Source organism: Streptococcus sp. HMSC072C09 (assembly GCF_001813105.1).
Classification (GTDB): Bacteria; Bacillota; Bacilli; order Lactobacillales; family Streptococcaceae; genus Streptococcus.
Map to the genome: position 1 here is coordinate 30439 of NZ_KV811489.1, position 14997 is coordinate 45435.

12 protein-coding genes are annotated in these 14997 nt (G+C 41.9%); 10 read left to right on the forward strand and 2 right to left on the reverse strand.

Annotated features, from left to right (window positions below):
- The first annotated feature begins 48 nt into the window (after positions 1–48).
- The 9 genes from HMPREF2893_RS03405 (at position 49) to HMPREF2893_RS03445 (ending at position 11704) form a co-directional block, all read left to right on the forward strand.
- Positions 49–2502, forward strand: a complete 2454-nt coding sequence (locus tag HMPREF2893_RS03405; protein ID WP_070674441.1) for a bifunctional DnaQ family exonuclease/ATP-dependent helicase — start codon at positions 49–51, stop codon at positions 2500–2502.
- A 4-nt stretch (positions 2503–2506) separates the two neighbouring features.
- Positions 2507–3487, forward strand: coding sequence for a YeiH family protein (locus HMPREF2893_RS03410; protein WP_049486072.1), 981 nt, complete (start codon positions 2507–2509; stop codon positions 3485–3487).
- A 33-nt stretch (positions 3488–3520) separates the two neighbouring features.
- Positions 3521–4750 (forward strand): FtsW/RodA/SpoVE family cell cycle protein, encoded by a 1230-nt coding sequence (locus tag HMPREF2893_RS03415; protein ID WP_049486073.1) that lies wholly within the window; start codon positions 3521–3523, stop codon positions 4748–4750.
- A gap of 19 nt (positions 4751–4769) precedes the next feature.
- Entirely contained in the window at positions 4770–5321 is a 552-nt protein-coding gene (locus HMPREF2893_RS03420) for a DJ-1 family glyoxalase III (RefSeq protein ID WP_049486074.1), read from the forward strand.
- Positions 5322–5486: 165 nt separating this feature from the next.
- Positions 5487–6050 carry an HAD-IA family hydrolase gene (locus HMPREF2893_RS03425; protein WP_070674322.1) on the forward strand — a complete coding sequence of 188 codons (564 nt, stop codon included), beginning with the start codon at positions 5487–5489 and terminating at the stop codon, positions 6048–6050.
- Positions 6051–6062: 12 nt separating this feature from the next.
- Complete coding sequence (gene gyrB, locus HMPREF2893_RS03430) at positions 6063–8012, forward strand: DNA topoisomerase (ATP-hydrolyzing) subunit B (protein ID WP_070674324.1); 1950 nt, start codon at positions 6063–6065, stop codon at positions 8010–8012.
- An 86-nt stretch (positions 8013–8098) separates the two neighbouring features.
- Positions 8099–9823 carry a septation ring formation regulator EzrA gene (ezrA, locus tag HMPREF2893_RS03435; RefSeq protein WP_049483374.1) on the forward strand — a complete coding sequence of 575 codons (1725 nt, stop codon included), beginning with the start codon at positions 8099–8101 and terminating at the stop codon, positions 9821–9823.
- Between the two features lie 112 nt (positions 9824–9935).
- Entirely contained in the window at positions 9936–10604 is a 669-nt protein-coding gene (gene serB, locus HMPREF2893_RS03440; protein ID WP_070674327.1) for a phosphoserine phosphatase SerB, read from the forward strand.
- A complete protein-coding gene (locus HMPREF2893_RS03445; protein ID WP_070674330.1) occupies positions 10589–11704 on the forward strand; it encodes a glycerate kinase in 1116 nt (371 codons plus the stop codon). Before serB ends, HMPREF2893_RS03445 begins: the two co-directional genes overlap by 16 nt.
- 42 nt (positions 11705–11746) lie before the next feature.
- Here the strand turns inward: HMPREF2893_RS03445 and HMPREF2893_RS03450 are convergent, their stop codons facing one another.
- Positions 11747–12199: a DUF1694 domain-containing protein gene (locus tag HMPREF2893_RS03450; protein WP_024055076.1), complete on the reverse strand. Its 453-nt coding sequence runs from the start codon at positions 12197–12199 to the stop codon at positions 11747–11749.
- A gap of 211 nt (positions 12200–12410) precedes the next feature.
- Between HMPREF2893_RS03450 and eno the strand changes: the two genes are divergently transcribed.
- Positions 12411–13715, forward strand: coding sequence for a surface-displayed alpha-enolase (gene eno / locus HMPREF2893_RS03455; RefSeq protein WP_049483377.1), 1305 nt, complete (start codon positions 12411–12413; stop codon positions 13713–13715).
- An 87-nt stretch (positions 13716–13802) separates the two neighbouring features.
- Here the strand turns inward: eno and HMPREF2893_RS03460 are convergent, their stop codons facing one another.
- Positions 13803–14948, reverse strand: coding sequence for a tyrosine-type recombinase/integrase (locus HMPREF2893_RS03460; protein ID WP_070674333.1), 1146 nt, complete (start codon positions 14946–14948; stop codon positions 13803–13805).
- Positions 14949–14997: the final 49 nt, after the last annotated feature.

The following is a 14997-nucleotide window of genomic DNA, read 5'->3' on the forward strand; positions in this document are numbered from 1 at the left end:
GAAAAAAATCTGCAGAGCTTGCTCAAACGTGATATAATTTTAAGTATTATGACAAGACAGAAACGGAAATATGCCATTGTGGATCTGGAAGCGACCAGTGCTGGAAGCAATGCTAAGATCATTCAGGTTGGGATTGTCATCATCGAAGATGGGAGGATTACGCAATCCTATGAGACGGATGTGAATCCCCATGAACGATTGGATGAGCATATCAAACAACTGACTGGCCTGACAGATGCTCGCTTGAAAAAAGCACCAGAGTTTGCACAAGTGGCAAAAGAAATTTTTGAATTAATAGAAGATGCCGTCTTTGTGGCCCATAATGTCAAATTTGATGCGAATTTATTGGCAGAAGCGCTCTTTTGGGAAGGATTTGAGCTAACGACTCCTCGGATTGATACGGTTGAATTGTCTCAAATTTTCTATCCGACTTTAGAACGCTACAATTTAGGAGCGCTTGCAGCTGAACTGGAAATTGAGTTGCACCATGCTCACTCCGCTTTAGCGGATGCTATGGCAACAGCCCAGCTGCTGTTGAAATTGAGAGAGAAAATTGCGAGCTTACCAAGAGGATTGATCGAAAAACTTCTTTCGATGGCAGATTGTTTGATTTATGAATCGCGACTCTTAATAGAAGATGCGCTTAAAGACAGTAGCCTTTTTTTACCAGCTCATTTAGTAGAAGTTCATGGTCTCTATCTGCGCAAGCCACAGCAGTTCTTAGAAAGTCACTATTTGTCTGAACAGTTTGAACTCAATATGCAGTTGTTGGGAATGGAAGCTTATCCGGAGCAGAGAGAATTTGTTGCCTATATCGAGGACAGTTTGCACCAGCCGCTTCCAAGTTTTATCGAGGCGCCAACGGGAATTGGGAAGACCTACGCTTATCTGTTAACGCTTTTGGCGAAAACCTCCAAGCGCATTCTTGTGAGTGTTCCAACTAAAATTCTTCAGGATCAAATTATGAAGAAAGAAGGAAAGACCATCCAGGATCTTTTCCAAATTCCCTTTCATAGCCTTAAAAGTCCCAAGGATTATATCCAACTCGATAAATTTTATGAGACCTTACAGATTGAGTCAGATAATGGGATGATTCGACGCTTTAAAATGCAACTGTTGGTTTGGCTGACCATGACTGAATCAGGAGAGTTCAGTGAAATTGGCCAACTCTATCGTCATCTTCATTTTGTAGCTGACATTTGCCACGATGGCCAATTGTCGAAGCGTTCACTTTTTTATCAGGAAGATTTTTGGCGCCTCGGCCAGGAAAAAGTGAAAACCAGCCGGGTAATTCTGACCAATCATGCCTATCTGTTAACCCGTCTAGAGGATGATAAGAGTCTACTTCAAGAATCTGTTCTGGTAGTGGATGAAGCGCAAAAACTCTTCTTTGCTTTAGAGCAGTTTTCACAGAGAGAAGAAACCTTGCAATCTCTTCTTCTAGGCTTGCAACACGCCATCGAAGAGGAGAAAGATCTTCTGCAACGGCGTTTGCTGGAAAGTATTCAATTTGAATTAAATGCCTGCTCTAAGGAAGTTGTACAAGGAAAAACAGCAATCTTATCAGATCAAACAGTGGCAAAAATTCGACAGGATGTCTCAGAATTAAAAAACGAATCTCTAGAGAATCTAAGGGAATTGTTTGATGAGCGCTACCAGACCTTTTGGATGGACAAGGAAGTGGTCGAAAGCCACCAGATTCTTCGTCTCCATGGAGGAGTTGAGGACTTGCTATCCTTTAAGGAGTTTGTGCCTGAAGAAGTACCCGTGCTCTTTGTATCAGCGACGATCGCTATTAGTAAAAAAGTGCATTTACCTGCTCTTTTAGGATACCAAGAGCAGCAGATCTACCGGGTGCCAATAGCAGTCAAACAACACCAGGAATTATTGGTGCCGATAGATTTTCCAGATGTCGTTTCTTTATCTTCCGTGGAGTATGCAGGAGAGATTTGTCAGCTCATCGATGAACTCCTTCCTCTAAGAAAACCAATTTTTCTTTTGTTTACCTCAAAAGAATTGTTACTGGAGACGTCAAACGCCTTGAAGTTTCCTCATTTGGCCCAGTATCGAAATGGCGATGCAGCTAATATTAAGCGACGCTTTGACCGAGGAGAAAGCTCCATTCTATTGGGGACGGGAAGCTTTTGGGAGGGAGTCGATTTTTCCCAACAAAAAGAAGTGATTCAAATCATCACGCGCCTTCCTTTTGACAACCCTAAAGATTATATGGTTCAAAAGCTGAATACCCAACTCAGAGAACAGGGAAAAAATCCCTTTTATGACTATAGTCTTCCAGTCGCAATTTTAAGGCTCAAACAGGCTATTGGGAGAACCAGCCGTTTTCAAGACCAGGAATCGTTGGTCCTTTTATTGGATCAGCGGGTGGTGACCAAACGATATGGAAAACAAATTTTAGATGGCTTGCAGCAAGTGTTGCCCCTTCACACGACAGTGAGAGAGCGGCTTGTTGAGCAAGCAGCTGACTTTTTTGAAAGGAATTGAGAGAATGAAAAATAAAGGATTTGGACTTGCAATTGCATTTGTACTGGCTCTTTGCGCCATGCTGTTAGGAACTTTCTTTCCCATCATTGGCTCCAGTGTCTTTGCTTTGATTTTAGGAATTGTCCTCAATGAATTAGTAGATTTACCAGAGAATTCACGACCAGGACTGAACTGGTCTGGTAAGAAATTATTGCAGTATTCGATTATCTTCATGGGATTTAGCTTGCCCATTGCGACGGTTGCCTCTACAGGCTTGTCTTCTTTGAAGATTAGTCTGCCAACACTAACAGTTGCCTTTCTTGCAGCGATGATCTTTGGGAAAGTCTTTCATCTGAAATCTCACCTACGGACCTTAATTGGGTTTGGAACAGCTATTTGTGGTGGATCTGCCATCGCAGCAGCAGCGCCGATCATTGAAGCTGATGAAGAGGAAATTGCCTTATCTATGTCAACTATCTTCTTCTTCAACATTTTGGCTGTCTTTATCTTTCCAGTATTAGGGCATTTGTGGCATATGTCTAATTTTCAATTTGGTCTCTGGTCAGGAACAGCTATTAACGATACGTCATCAGTTGTAGCAGCAGCATTTTCCTACAGTAAGGCTGCGGGTGAAATGGCGACCATTGTTAAGTTGACACGCGCCCTGATGATTGTACCGGTTTGTTTGGGCTTGATTGGTTTAAAATGGTATCGGAGCAAGCAACAAGGAAGAAACAAAGGGATGCTAAAGAAAATTATTCCTTGGTTCATCATCTGGTTTATTGTGGCTTCTATTCTTTCATCTATCGGTTTGGTACCTAAAGTGGTTCTACCTTACTTAAAGGACCTTTCTCACCTCTTTATGGCCATGGCCTTGGTCGGAATCGGAAGCAAGGTTTCTTGGAAACAGTTCCGTGCAGCAGGAGCAGCCCCTCTTCTAGTAGGGTTGATTGCTTGGTTTTGTGTAGCAGGATCTAGCTTGATTCTACAAATGTTGTTCTATTAATTGATTTGATGATTTTCACAGAAAGGAACGTGAATGAAGAAACATCATTTTTGGACGATTCACCTGGATTATTCGATCATTGGGATTGTCTTCGCCCTTCTTATGATTGGGATTTTATCTGTTTATGTAGCAGTTTCTCATGACTATCCCCAAATGGTGTGGCCTTTTTTAGGGCAGCAATTGGCCTGGATTGGTGTGGGATGCGTCATTTGCCTAATTGTGACCATTTTTAGCACGAAATTTCTTTGGAAAATCACTCCCTTTCTTTACCTGCTTGGCCTGGCCTTGATGGTTCTTCCCCTTGTTTTTTATAATCCCAACTTGGTAGCTTCAACAGGAGCTAAAAACTGGGTGGCTTATGGGAACATCACCTTATTTCAGCCCTCAGAATTTATGAAGATCCCCTTCATCCTGATGCTGTCACGCTCTATTGTCCGATTTTTGCAAAGAAATAAGGGGCGTGAGCGATTATTACGACAAGATTGGTTTTTGATTCTAGAGTTGACCATCTATACGATTCCGGTCTTTGCCTTATTGGCCCTCCAGCAGGACTTGGGAACGGCCTTAGTATTCTTGGCCATTTTTGCGGGCTTAGTGCTCGTTTCAGGAGTTTCCTGGAAAATTATCTTGCCGGTCATCTTGCTTCTAGCAGGTGGGTTATCAGGCTTTCTCTTCCTCTTTCTTTCAGAAGGGGGGCGAGCTTTTCTGCACCAGCAAGTAGGGATGCCAACCTATCAGATGAACCGTATTTTAGCCTGGTTAAATCCTTTTGACTATGCACAAACCACCACCTACCAGCAGGCACAAGGACAGCTAGCTATTGCTAGTGGTGGCCTCTTTGGGCAAGGCTTTAATGTCTCTAATTTATTGGTTCCCGTACGAGAAAGCGATATGATTTTTACAGTAGTAGCAGAAGACTTTGGCTTTGTTGGAGCTCTGGTGCTGCTGATTTTATATGTGACCCTGATTTACCGCATTTTAAAAATTACCCTCCAGTCCAATAACCAATTTTATACCTATATTTCCATCGGATTTATTATGATGCTGGTCTTTCATATTTTTGAAAATGTCGGAGCGGTAACGGGTCTTCTCCCTTTGACGGGAATTCCCCTCCCCTTTATCTCACAAGGTGGATCGTCTATTATTAGTAACCTGATTGGTATTGGACTGGTCCTTTCAATATATAATCATAGTAGCAAAAAGAAAGAGCCAGAAGATGGGCCTCCAATCCGTAAAAAAGTAGTCCTTAAAAAGGCGCAATAGATAGAAAGAAGGAATGAAAATGAAAAAAGTAGCAACGATTTTAGCAAACGGTTTTGAAGAAATTGAAGCCTTGACCATTGTCGATGTTTTGAGACGTGCTGGGATCGACTGTGACCTCGTTGGCATGGAAGAAACGGTCACAGGTTCTCACCAGATCACAGTGGAAGTCGACCGCCTCTGGAATGGGGACCTATCAGATTATGATGGAATCTTCTTACCAGGTGGGATGCCAGGAGCTGCGAATTTGCGGGATAATCCGGAATTGATTGCAGCTCTCCAAGAAGAAAGTAGGAAAGGAAAAATCATTTCTGCGATTTGTGCAGCACCAATTGTCTTGGCACGTGCCGGCCTCTTAAAAGATAAACACTATACGTGTTACGATGGTTTTGAAGAAGAGATTCAAGATGGGCACTATCAGAAAGAAACAGTGGTGAAAGACGGGAATCTCTTGACCAGTCGTGGTCCTTCAACTGCGCTTGCCTTGGCTTATGCCTTGGTAGAGCAATTTGGAGGAGATGCCCAAAGCCTTCGTCAAGGAATGCTCTATCAAGATGTCTTTGGAGATGCTTAAAAGTGCTCTTTTGGACACCATTTTTTCTGGTGAAAAATCCCATTCTATGACGGGAAATGACTTCTCTATGATTTAAAATGAAATGACCGTAAAAAATGGCTAAAATCCCCCCTAAATGAGGGTTTTAGCTTATTTTTTTTGTCCATTTGTGGTATAATATTGACTATGAATTATCATGATTTTATATGGGATCTTGGTGGGACGCTATTGGATAATTACGAAACGTCCACAAATGCTTTTGTAGCGACATTGAAGGACTTTCACATCCAAGCCGATCATGATTCTGTTTATGCAGCATTAAAAATCTCAACACAGGATGCAATTCAAACCTTTGCACCACATATTTCAAATTTTCGTACGGAATACAAGAAAAAAGAAGCCTTGGGCTTGCAAGAGCCGGTCTTATTTGAGGGGGCAAAAGAGTTACTAGAAGAGATCCAAGCACATGGAGGACGCAATTTTTTGGTATCTCATCGGGATCGCCAAGTTTTGACCCTTCTTGATCAGACAGGTATTGCACCCTACTTTACGGAGATTGTTACAGCAGACGAGGGCTTTCCTCGAAAACCAGACCCAGCCTCTATGCTTTATTTGAAGGAAAAATATGGCATTCAAGACGGTCTGGTCATCGGAGATCGTCCGATCGATATAGAAGCTGGGAAGGCTGCAGGGCTTTCGACCTATTTATTTGATTCCATGCCACACTTACACCAGTTTATATTTGAATAGAAAAGGGAAATTATGACAGAGGATAAACAGCAAGAAATTCAAGTGCAAGAATATGATGCCAGTCAGATTCAGGTCTTGGAAGGACTAGAAGCCGTTCGGATGCGTCCGGGGATGTATATTGGTTCTACCTCAAAAGAAGGTCTTCATCATCTGGTCTGGGAAATCGTAGATAACTCGATTGACGAAGCCTTAGCTGGTTTTGCTAGCCATATTGAAGTTTTCATTGAAGCAGATAATTCGATCACGGTTGTCGATGATGGTCGTGGGATCCCAGTGGATATCCAAGAAAAGACAGGTCGACCTGCCGTCGAAACTGTCTTTACTGTACTTCACGCAGGAGGAAAATTCGGCGGAGGTGGCTACAAGGTTTCTGGTGGTCTTCACGGGGTAGGGTCATCCGTTGTCAATGCCCTCTCCACATCCCTCGATGTTCGCGTCTATAAAAATGGTAGTATCCATTACCAAGAGTATCGACGAGGACACGTTGTGGATGATTTGAAAGTCATCGGAGAGACAGATCGGACAGGGACAACTGTTCACTTTATTCCAGACCCAGAAATCTTTACGGAAACCACCGAGTATGATTTTGAAAAATTAAATAAACGAATTCAAGAACTAGCCTTTTTGAATCGTGGCTTGCGTATTTCTTTGACGGATAAGCGAGAAGGCTTAGAGCAAGAAAAACATTACCACTACGAAGGTGGGATCTCTAGTTACGTCGAATACATCAATGAAAACAAGGATGTCATCTTTGAAAAACCAATCTACACAGATGGTGAAATGGATGATATTACAGTTGAAGTAGCTATGCAATATACCACAGGCTACCATGAGACGGTCATGAGTTTTGCGAATAACATTCATACCCATGAAGGTGGAACGCATGAACAGGGCTTCCGTACAGCTCTCACTCGTGTGATCAATGATTATGCTAAGAAAAATAAACTCTTAAAAGAAAACGAAGACAATCTAACTGGGGAAGATGTTCGAGAAGGCTTAACAGCAGTAATCTCGGTTAAACATCCAAATCCACAGTTTGAAGGACAAACCAAGACTAAACTTGGAAATTCAGAAGTTGTTAAGATTACCAATCGACTCTTTAGTGATGCCTTTTCTGATTTCCTTTTGGAAAATCCGCAAATTGCTAAGAAAATCGTCGAAAAAGGGATTTTAGCTGCGAAAGCTCGCGTAGCTGCTAAGCGAGCGCGTGAGGTGACCCGTAAGAAATCAGGGCTTGAGATTTCCAACCTACCTGGTAAATTGGCAGATTGCTCTTCAAATAATCCACAAGAAACAGAACTCTTTATCGTCGAAGGGGATTCAGCCGGTGGATCTGCAAAATCTGGTCGAAATCGGGAATTCCAAGCGATTTTACCAATCCGTGGTAAGATCTTGAACGTTGAAAAAGCAAGTATGGACAAAATTCTAGCCAATGAAGAGATTCGTAGTTTATTTACTGCTATGGGAACTGGATTTGGTGCCGAATTTGATGTTACAAAAGCGCGTTATCAAAAATTAGTGATCATGACCGATGCCGATGTCGATGGCGCTCATATCCGAACCCTTCTATTGACTTTGATCTATCGCTATATGAAGCCAGTCTTGGAAGCAGGATATGTTTATATTGCGCAACCACCAATCTATGGGGTCAAAGTCGGTAGTGAAATCAAAGAATATATCCAACCTGGTGCCAACCAAGAAGCCGAATTAGCTGCAGCTTTGGAACGTTATTCAGAAGGTCGCTCAAAACCAACCATCCAACGCTATAAAGGTCTTGGAGAAATGGATGATCACCAATTATGGGAAACAACCATGAATCCAGAACATCGCTTGATGGCACGAGTATCAGTAGACGATGCTGCGGAAGCAGATAAGATCTTTGATATGTTGATGGGGGACCGCGTGGAACCACGTCGTGAATTTATCGAAGAAAACGCTGAATATAGTACACTCGATGTATAAAATTCACCGAACGCTTCCCATTAATGGATATTTTATGGTATAATTACTAGGATTACGTTCAAGTAATACGATGAAGGAGTTTTTATATGTCTAGTGGACTAATTGTTCTCATCTTTATTGTCGCCCTTATCTTGATTGTAGGATATGTGGTTGCAGTCATTTTGAGAAAACGAAATGAAGCCTTACTGGCAGCACTGGAAGAACGAAAAGAAAAGTTATACAACCTTCCGGTCAACGATGAAGTAGAGGCCGTAAAAAACATGCATTTGATTGGTCAAAGTCAAATTGCATTTCGTGAATGGAATCAAAAATGGGTAGATTTATCCTTAAATTCATTTGCTGATATTGAAAACAATCTGTTTGAAGCGGAAGGCTATAACAATTCTTTCCGTTTCATGAAAGCTAAACAAGCCATTGATAATATCGAAAGTCAGATCCAATTGATCGACGAAGATATCAAGGCGATTCGCAAAGCCCTTTCTGATCTGGAAGAGCAGGAACAAAAGAATAGCGGTCGTGTGGTTCACGCCTTGGATATGTTTGAAGAACTTCAAAAAGAAGTCACTTCAGACCCAGATCGTTATGGCAGTGCGCTTCCTGAAATTGAAAAACAAATTGGAAATATTCAATCTGAGTTTTCACAATTTGTAACCTTGAATTCTTCAGGTGATCCTGTTGAAGCGGCTGAAATCCTTGATACAGCTGAAAATCATATTGTAGCCTTAAAACAAATTGTTGAGCGTGTGCCAGAAATTGTCACTGCTCTTCAAGCAAAACTTCCTGATCAATTAGAGGATTTGGAAAGTGGCTACCGCAAGCTTTTGGAATCTGGATACCACTTCACTGAAACAGATATTGAATCTCGTTTCCAACAGTTGCATGCTTCCTTGAAGAACAATATGGCAAATGTATCTGCCCTTGAATTGGACAATGCCATTTACGAAAATGAACAAATTCAAGAAGAAATCGATGCATTGTATCACATCTTTACTCGTGAAATTGAATCACAAAAAGTTGTGAAGAAGTTAGTGAAACAACTGCCGGGCTATTTGAAACACGCAAAAGATAACAATAGCAACCTTGCAGCAGAAGTGGAACGCCTTGGTAAAACATTCGTCTTGAATGAAGCTTTCAGCCAACAGTTAAAAGAGTTGGAAGCTGAGCTGTCTTCACAAGAAAATGTGGTAGAAGATGCCTTGAAAGATTCATCTGAAACACAAAAGGCCTATTCTATCGTAGAGGAAGAATTAGAAGCCATCGAGGCTCGCTTGAAAGAAATCGAAGATGAGCAAATCGGCTTGAGTGATTCCCTTTCAAAAGTTGAAAAAGACGATGCCAATGCTCGCCAAAAAGTTAACATCTATGCCAACCGTTTGCATGCCATTAAACGCTATATGGACAAGCGAAACTTGCCAGGAATCCCTCAAGAATTCTTGGAATTATTCTTCACAGCAAGCAACAATACAGAGGCTTTGATGGATGAGTTGGAAGGGGATAAAATCAACATCGAATCAACCAATCGTTTGTTAGATATTTTGACAAATGATATGAATGAATTGGAAGAAGCGACTTATCGAATTGTACAAAATGCTACTTTAACCGAGCAGTTGTTGCAATACTCGAACCGTTACCGTTCATTTGATGATCATGTACAGGCAGCCTTTGATGAGTCCCTTTATATTTTCGAAAGAGAATATGACTATGCGGCTTCCTTCAAAGTCATCTCAGATGCTTTGGAAATGGTAGAAGCTGGTGTAACTGATCGCTTTGTTACTTCCTATGAAAAAACCCGCGAGCAAATTCGCTTTTAATAACAGAAAAATGACCTTTTAGGAGGTCATTTTTTTATCTTCAAATCATAATTGAAACTTGAAATTTAAACCCTATTTTTGTATAGTAAGGGAGAAATAAGAAAGGAAAGCGATGAAAGAAGTAACAGGTCTTCTCGTTATGGATGTAGATGGAACCTTGATCCGACAGGAAGGGATTGATCTACTAGCTCAAGAAGCTGGCGTGGGAGAAAAAGTGGCTGAGATTACAGCCCAAGCAATGAATGGGGAGCTGGATTTTGCAGCATCTTTAGAGGCGCGTGTTGCTTTATTGAAGGGATTAGAGACCTCTATCTTTCCGAAAATTTTGGAGCAGATTGAAGTCACACCGGGTGCTGAAAGCTTAATCACGGAACTGCATCAAAGAGGTTACAAGGTTGGCCTTGTTTCCGGAGGATTTCATGAAGTCATCGACCCCATCGCGAGGTCTTTAGGAATTGATCTAGTCCGAGCCAACCGTTTGCAAGTTTCTGATGGCCATTTAACAGGGAAAGTCCTTGGTGAAATTATAACTCCTGAAAGGAAAAAAGAATCTCTCCTGACCTGGGCGAAAGAAAATCATGTCCCACAAAGTCAGACGATTGCGATGGGTGATGGTGCCAATGATCTTCCGATGATTGAAACAGCCGGTATCGGGATTGCCTTTATGGCCAAGCCAATCGTCGCTGAGCGAGCCCCATATCGTATCGAGAAGAGGGATTTAAGCTTTGTTCTTGAAATTCTAGACCAGCATAGAAAGGAAACAGCATGCATATCCTACTAGCACCGGATTCATTTAAAGAATCCTTATCTGCCAAACAAGTAGCAGAAGCCTTGAAAAAAGGATTTCAAGAGGCTCTACCAGATGCAACTTTTGACCTCCTTCCTATAGGGGATGGTGGCGAAGGCACCATGGAAACCCTAGCTGGAGTTCTGGATGTAACGGAGTACCAAACGCAAGTAACCGGACCATTTGGACAGCCTGTTTCAATGTCTTACTACCAAAAAGATGAGATGGCCTTTTTTGAGATGGCGTCTCTTGTCGGTTTAGGGTCGATTCCAGCTGAAAAACGAAATCCTCTTGAACTGGAAACACGAGGAATTGGTGAACTTATTTTGCAATTGGTTGACCAAGGGGTTAAAACGATCTGTGTGGGAATTGGCGGTTCTGCAACGAATGATGCTGGGATTGGGATGGCAGCTGGATTAGGGGTAGCCTTCTATGATGATCAAGGCCATCTGCTTCGTCCTGTAGGAGCTTCGCTCGGTCGTGTGGCTAGAATAGATACCAGTGCGGTTCCAAAAGCTTTAGAAGACATCGAGCTCCAAGTCTTAACGGATGTAACCAATCCTCTCTGTGGCAGTCAAGGAGCGACCTATATCTTTGGTGGGCAAAAGGGATTGAATCCCCTTCTGTTTCCAGCTGTTGATCAGGCTATGCAGGATTTTTACCAGCTTGCTGATGCACGAATATTGTCCATGCCTGGCGCCGGAGCTGGAGGTGGCATGGCTGCTGGCTTGGTTGTTTTTGCGGGAGGTCAGATTTCCTCAGGAATTGAAAAAAGCCTCGATTTGATTGACTTTGATCACAAAGTACAAAAAGCTGATCTGGTCGTCGTTGGGGAAGGTAGGATGGATCTCCAATCTCTTTCTGGGAAGGCTCCTGTCGGGGTAGCCAAACGAACACCAGAGAAGATCCCAGTGCTTGCTATTTGTGGTAGCTTAGCGGAGGATTTGCCTGCTTTTCCTAGTCATCACATTGATGCTGCCTTCTCTATCGTAAATGGTCCTTGTGAGGTAGCAGATGCACTCGCTCACGCTGAAAGAAATTTAATTTCCTGCGCTCGAAATATTGGGAACCTTTTGAAAATAAAAGCAAACTAAAAAACCAATGGAAAGGAGATGTTCCCTTCCATTGGTTTTTCTTTAGCTAAAGAGACGTTTCCAAAATGATTTCTTTTCTGGACTGGCAGTCTCTTCTTTCTTTTCAAACAAATTTGGATACTGGAGACTCATATCTGTTGGAGAAATTCCAGATGGGTGGTCAGTATGGATGATGAGACCAAAGGGGGAATGGCGACAGTCATCCGAAACGATGCTCGCTACCAAGCCAAGGTCCTTGGTTTTTTTCAAATATTGTAGCTGGCTGCTTTCATCTAAAGCTGGAGAGATCTTGACCAAAATAGGTTGAAAGCGCTCTGAAATATCAGTGAGGATTGTCGAATACTGCTCCAGGTACATCTTGTCCCTTGCCTCCTCCAAGGTGCATGAAGCAATCACCCGTTCCTCATACGTCTCCAAAAATCGACGCTGCTCATCCGGATTGAATCGAGTAGGACCAGCAGCTTTTTCTAAAATCGTTTTATTAATATCTGTCATAAGCTTAGTATAGCATAAAGCGCAGCAGAAGAGTAGAAGAATGCTAAAAAATTAAATAAGGAAGGGAAATGGAAGAAAATAAGGCAGTGGAACCGTTTTCTTGTTAAAAACTTCTCAATTTTCGTAGATTTCCTTGTTTTTTCTTGAAAAAATAGCCTAATTACGATATGATAGAGGAGTAAAAAATATAACTCAATAAGGAGAGTAAGAAATGTCAATTATTACTGATGTTTACGCTCGCGAAGTCCTAGACTCACGCGGTAACCCAACACTTGAAGTAGAAGTATATACTGAATCAGGTGCTCATGGACGTGGTATGGTTCCATCAGGAGCTTCTACTGGTGAACACGAAGCAGTTGAACTTCGTGACGGTGACAAATCTCGTTACGGTGGTCTTGGTACTCAAAAAGCTGTTGACAACGTAAACAACATTATTGCTGAAGCAATCATCGGCTATGATGTACGTGATCAACAAGCTATCGACCGTGCTATGATCGCTCTTGACGGTACTCCTAACAAAGGTAAATTGGGAGCAAACGCAATCCTTGGTGTGTCTATCGCTGTAGCTCGTGCTGCTGCTGACTACCTTGAAATCCCACTTTACAGCTACCTTGGTGGATTCAACACTAAAGTTCTTCCAACTCCAATGATGAACATCATCAATGGTGGATCTCACTCAGATGCTCCAATCGCTTTCCAAGAATTCATGATCGTACCTGCTGGTGCACCTACATTCAAAGAAGCTCTTCGTTGGGGTGCTGAAATCTTCCACGCACTTAAGAAAATCCTTAAAGGTCGTGGTCTTGAAACTGCCGTTGGTGACGAAGGTGGATTCGCTCCTCGTTTCGACGGAACTGAAGATGGTGTAGAAACTATCATCGCTGCTATCGAAGCTGCTGGTTATGTTCCAGGTAAAGACGTATTTATCGGATTTGACTGTGCATCATCAGAATTCTACGATAAAGAACGCAAAGTTTACGATTACACTAAATTTGAAGGTGAAGGCGCTGCTGTTCGTACTGCTGAAGAACAAATCGCTTACCTTGAAGGATTGGTTGACAAATACCCTATCATCACTATCGAAGATGGTATGGATGAAAACGACTGGGAAGGTTGGAAAGCTCTTACTGAACGTCTTGGTGGTAAAGTTCAATTGGTTGGTGACGACTTCTTCGTAACAAACACTGATTACCTTTCACGTGGTATCGAAGAAGGTGCTGCTAACTCAATCCTTATCAAAGTTAACCAAATCGGTACTCTTACTGAAACATTCGACGCTATCGAAATGGCGAAAGAAGCTGGTTACACTGCCGTTGTATCACACCGTTCAGGTGAAACTGAAGATTCAACAATCGCTGACATCGCAGTTGCAACAAACGCAGGACAAATCAAGACTGGTTCACTTTCACGTACAGACCGTATCGCTAAATACAACCAATTGCTTCGCATCGAAGATCAACTTGGTGAAGTAGCTGAATACCGTGGATTGAAATCATTCTACAACTTGAAAAAATAATCGTTGATTTAACAACGTTTTAAGCCCCTCGGATTTTATCCGAAGGGCTTTTTCTTTGTTCAGGGGGCATAAAAGGGGCAAAACTTTTTAAATAATCCCGCTTATAGCATTGTCTAATATTTCTATTGCTTCATCTTTCATGTGCCTCGTGACGTGCATGTATATTGACTCAGTCACCTCAGAGTCAGCGTGTCCGACTCTATCCATGATTGTCTTGAGCGGTACCTTATTTTCTGCCAGTATACTTATCATGGTATGTCGGAAGTAGTGACATCCAATATCTTTTTCAATCGGTTTCTCGAGCCGAGAATTGGCCCGTTTAAGTGACGCACAGAGTATTGAGCTGTGTATTGGCTTACCTGTGTTTGTGACAAATATGCGATCGCTCTTATACCATTTGGGATCCGTTGCTTCACTCAATTCTCGAAGCTCCAGCATTTTGTGTATGATCTCGATTTCTCTCTTTGTTAAATGCACAGTCCGAAAGCTCGCGAATGTCTTAGGCCCATTATCGTCTGGTATGTATCGATTGTATGTTGTCCTAATATCCAGAGTTTTTTCTTTTTCGTTAAAACAATCTATTTTTAAGGCTGCCAGTTCTCCAATCCGACAGCCATTTAAAAGCATAAATTCGCAAGCAAGGGCGTATCTTAACGTGATATCTTTCCTGTACAACTCTTTCAAAATCGCCTTGTATTCCCATGGCTCCAGATATTTATTTTGAGCTTTCAGCTTCTTCTGGATCCTGTTTTCTTTTGGAGGCAGTTTTGCTTTTCTCGCAGGGTTACTATCTATGTAGTCGCGTTCTTGAGCGTAGTCAAAGAATACATTAAGCATGGATTTTACACGATATTTTTGGGTGTAAGTCCAATCTTCGGTATCGATGATTGATTGAATAAGTCGCACGTTCATATTTTTAATTTTGGTACCTTTTTCAACCTTATCAAGAATGCGCGTGATTGTAGCTTTCTGTGTGATGTACGAGCTTTTTTTCATTTCTAGAATATGCAGATCCCACCACTCATTAAATATCGGGTGGAATAGCACATCACTAATTGTAAGATTTCGTAATATTTCACTTATTTTATCGTCCAGCAATTTTTGGGCTTCTTTTTTAGCCCTTGCTGATCTAGACTCAAGCGTGACAGAAACCCTTTTCCATTTCTCGGTATAAGGGTCTTTGTATCTCTCAAAAAATTTGTATTTTCCGTTGGGAAGTTCTTCAACCCACATTGATTTTTCCCCTTTATTTTGTTAAAATGGGTACAGAAAAGAGGGCTTT

Bases quoted from the DNA above. Each gene is read 5' to 3' on its own strand.
- HMPREF2893_RS03405 (WP_070674441.1), top strand. From the start codon at position 49: ATGACAAGACAGAAACGGAAATATGCCATTGTGGATCTGGAAGCGACC.
- HMPREF2893_RS03410 (WP_049486072.1), top strand. From the start codon at position 2,507: ATGAAAAATAAAGGATTTGGACTTGCAATTGCATTTGTACTGGCTCTT.
- HMPREF2893_RS03415 (WP_049486073.1), top strand. From the start codon at position 3,521: ATGAAGAAACATCATTTTTGGACGATTCACCTGGATTATTCGATCATT.
- HMPREF2893_RS03420 (WP_049486074.1), top strand. From the start codon at position 4,770: ATGAAAAAAGTAGCAACGATTTTAGCAAACGGTTTTGAAGAAATTGAA.
- HMPREF2893_RS03425 (WP_070674322.1), top strand. From the start codon at position 5,487: ATGAATTATCATGATTTTATATGGGATCTTGGTGGGACGCTATTGGAT.
- gyrB (WP_070674324.1), top strand. From the start codon at position 6,063: ATGACAGAGGATAAACAGCAAGAAATTCAAGTGCAAGAATATGATGCC.
- ezrA (WP_049483374.1), top strand. From the start codon at position 8,099: ATGTCTAGTGGACTAATTGTTCTCATCTTTATTGTCGCCCTTATCTTG.
- serB (WP_070674327.1), top strand. From the start codon at position 9,936: ATGAAAGAAGTAACAGGTCTTCTCGTTATGGATGTAGATGGAACCTTG.
- HMPREF2893_RS03445 (WP_070674330.1), top strand. From the start codon at position 10,589: ATGCATATCCTACTAGCACCGGATTCATTTAAAGAATCCTTATCTGCC.
- HMPREF2893_RS03450 (WP_024055076.1), bottom strand. From the start codon at position 12,199: ATGACAGATATTAATAAAACGATTTTAGAAAAAGCTGCTGGTCCTACT.
- eno (WP_049483377.1), top strand. From the start codon at position 12,411: ATGTCAATTATTACTGATGTTTACGCTCGCGAAGTCCTAGACTCACGC.
- HMPREF2893_RS03460 (WP_070674333.1), bottom strand. From the start codon at position 14,948: ATGTGGGTTGAAGAACTTCCCAACGGAAAATACAAATTTTTTGAGAGA.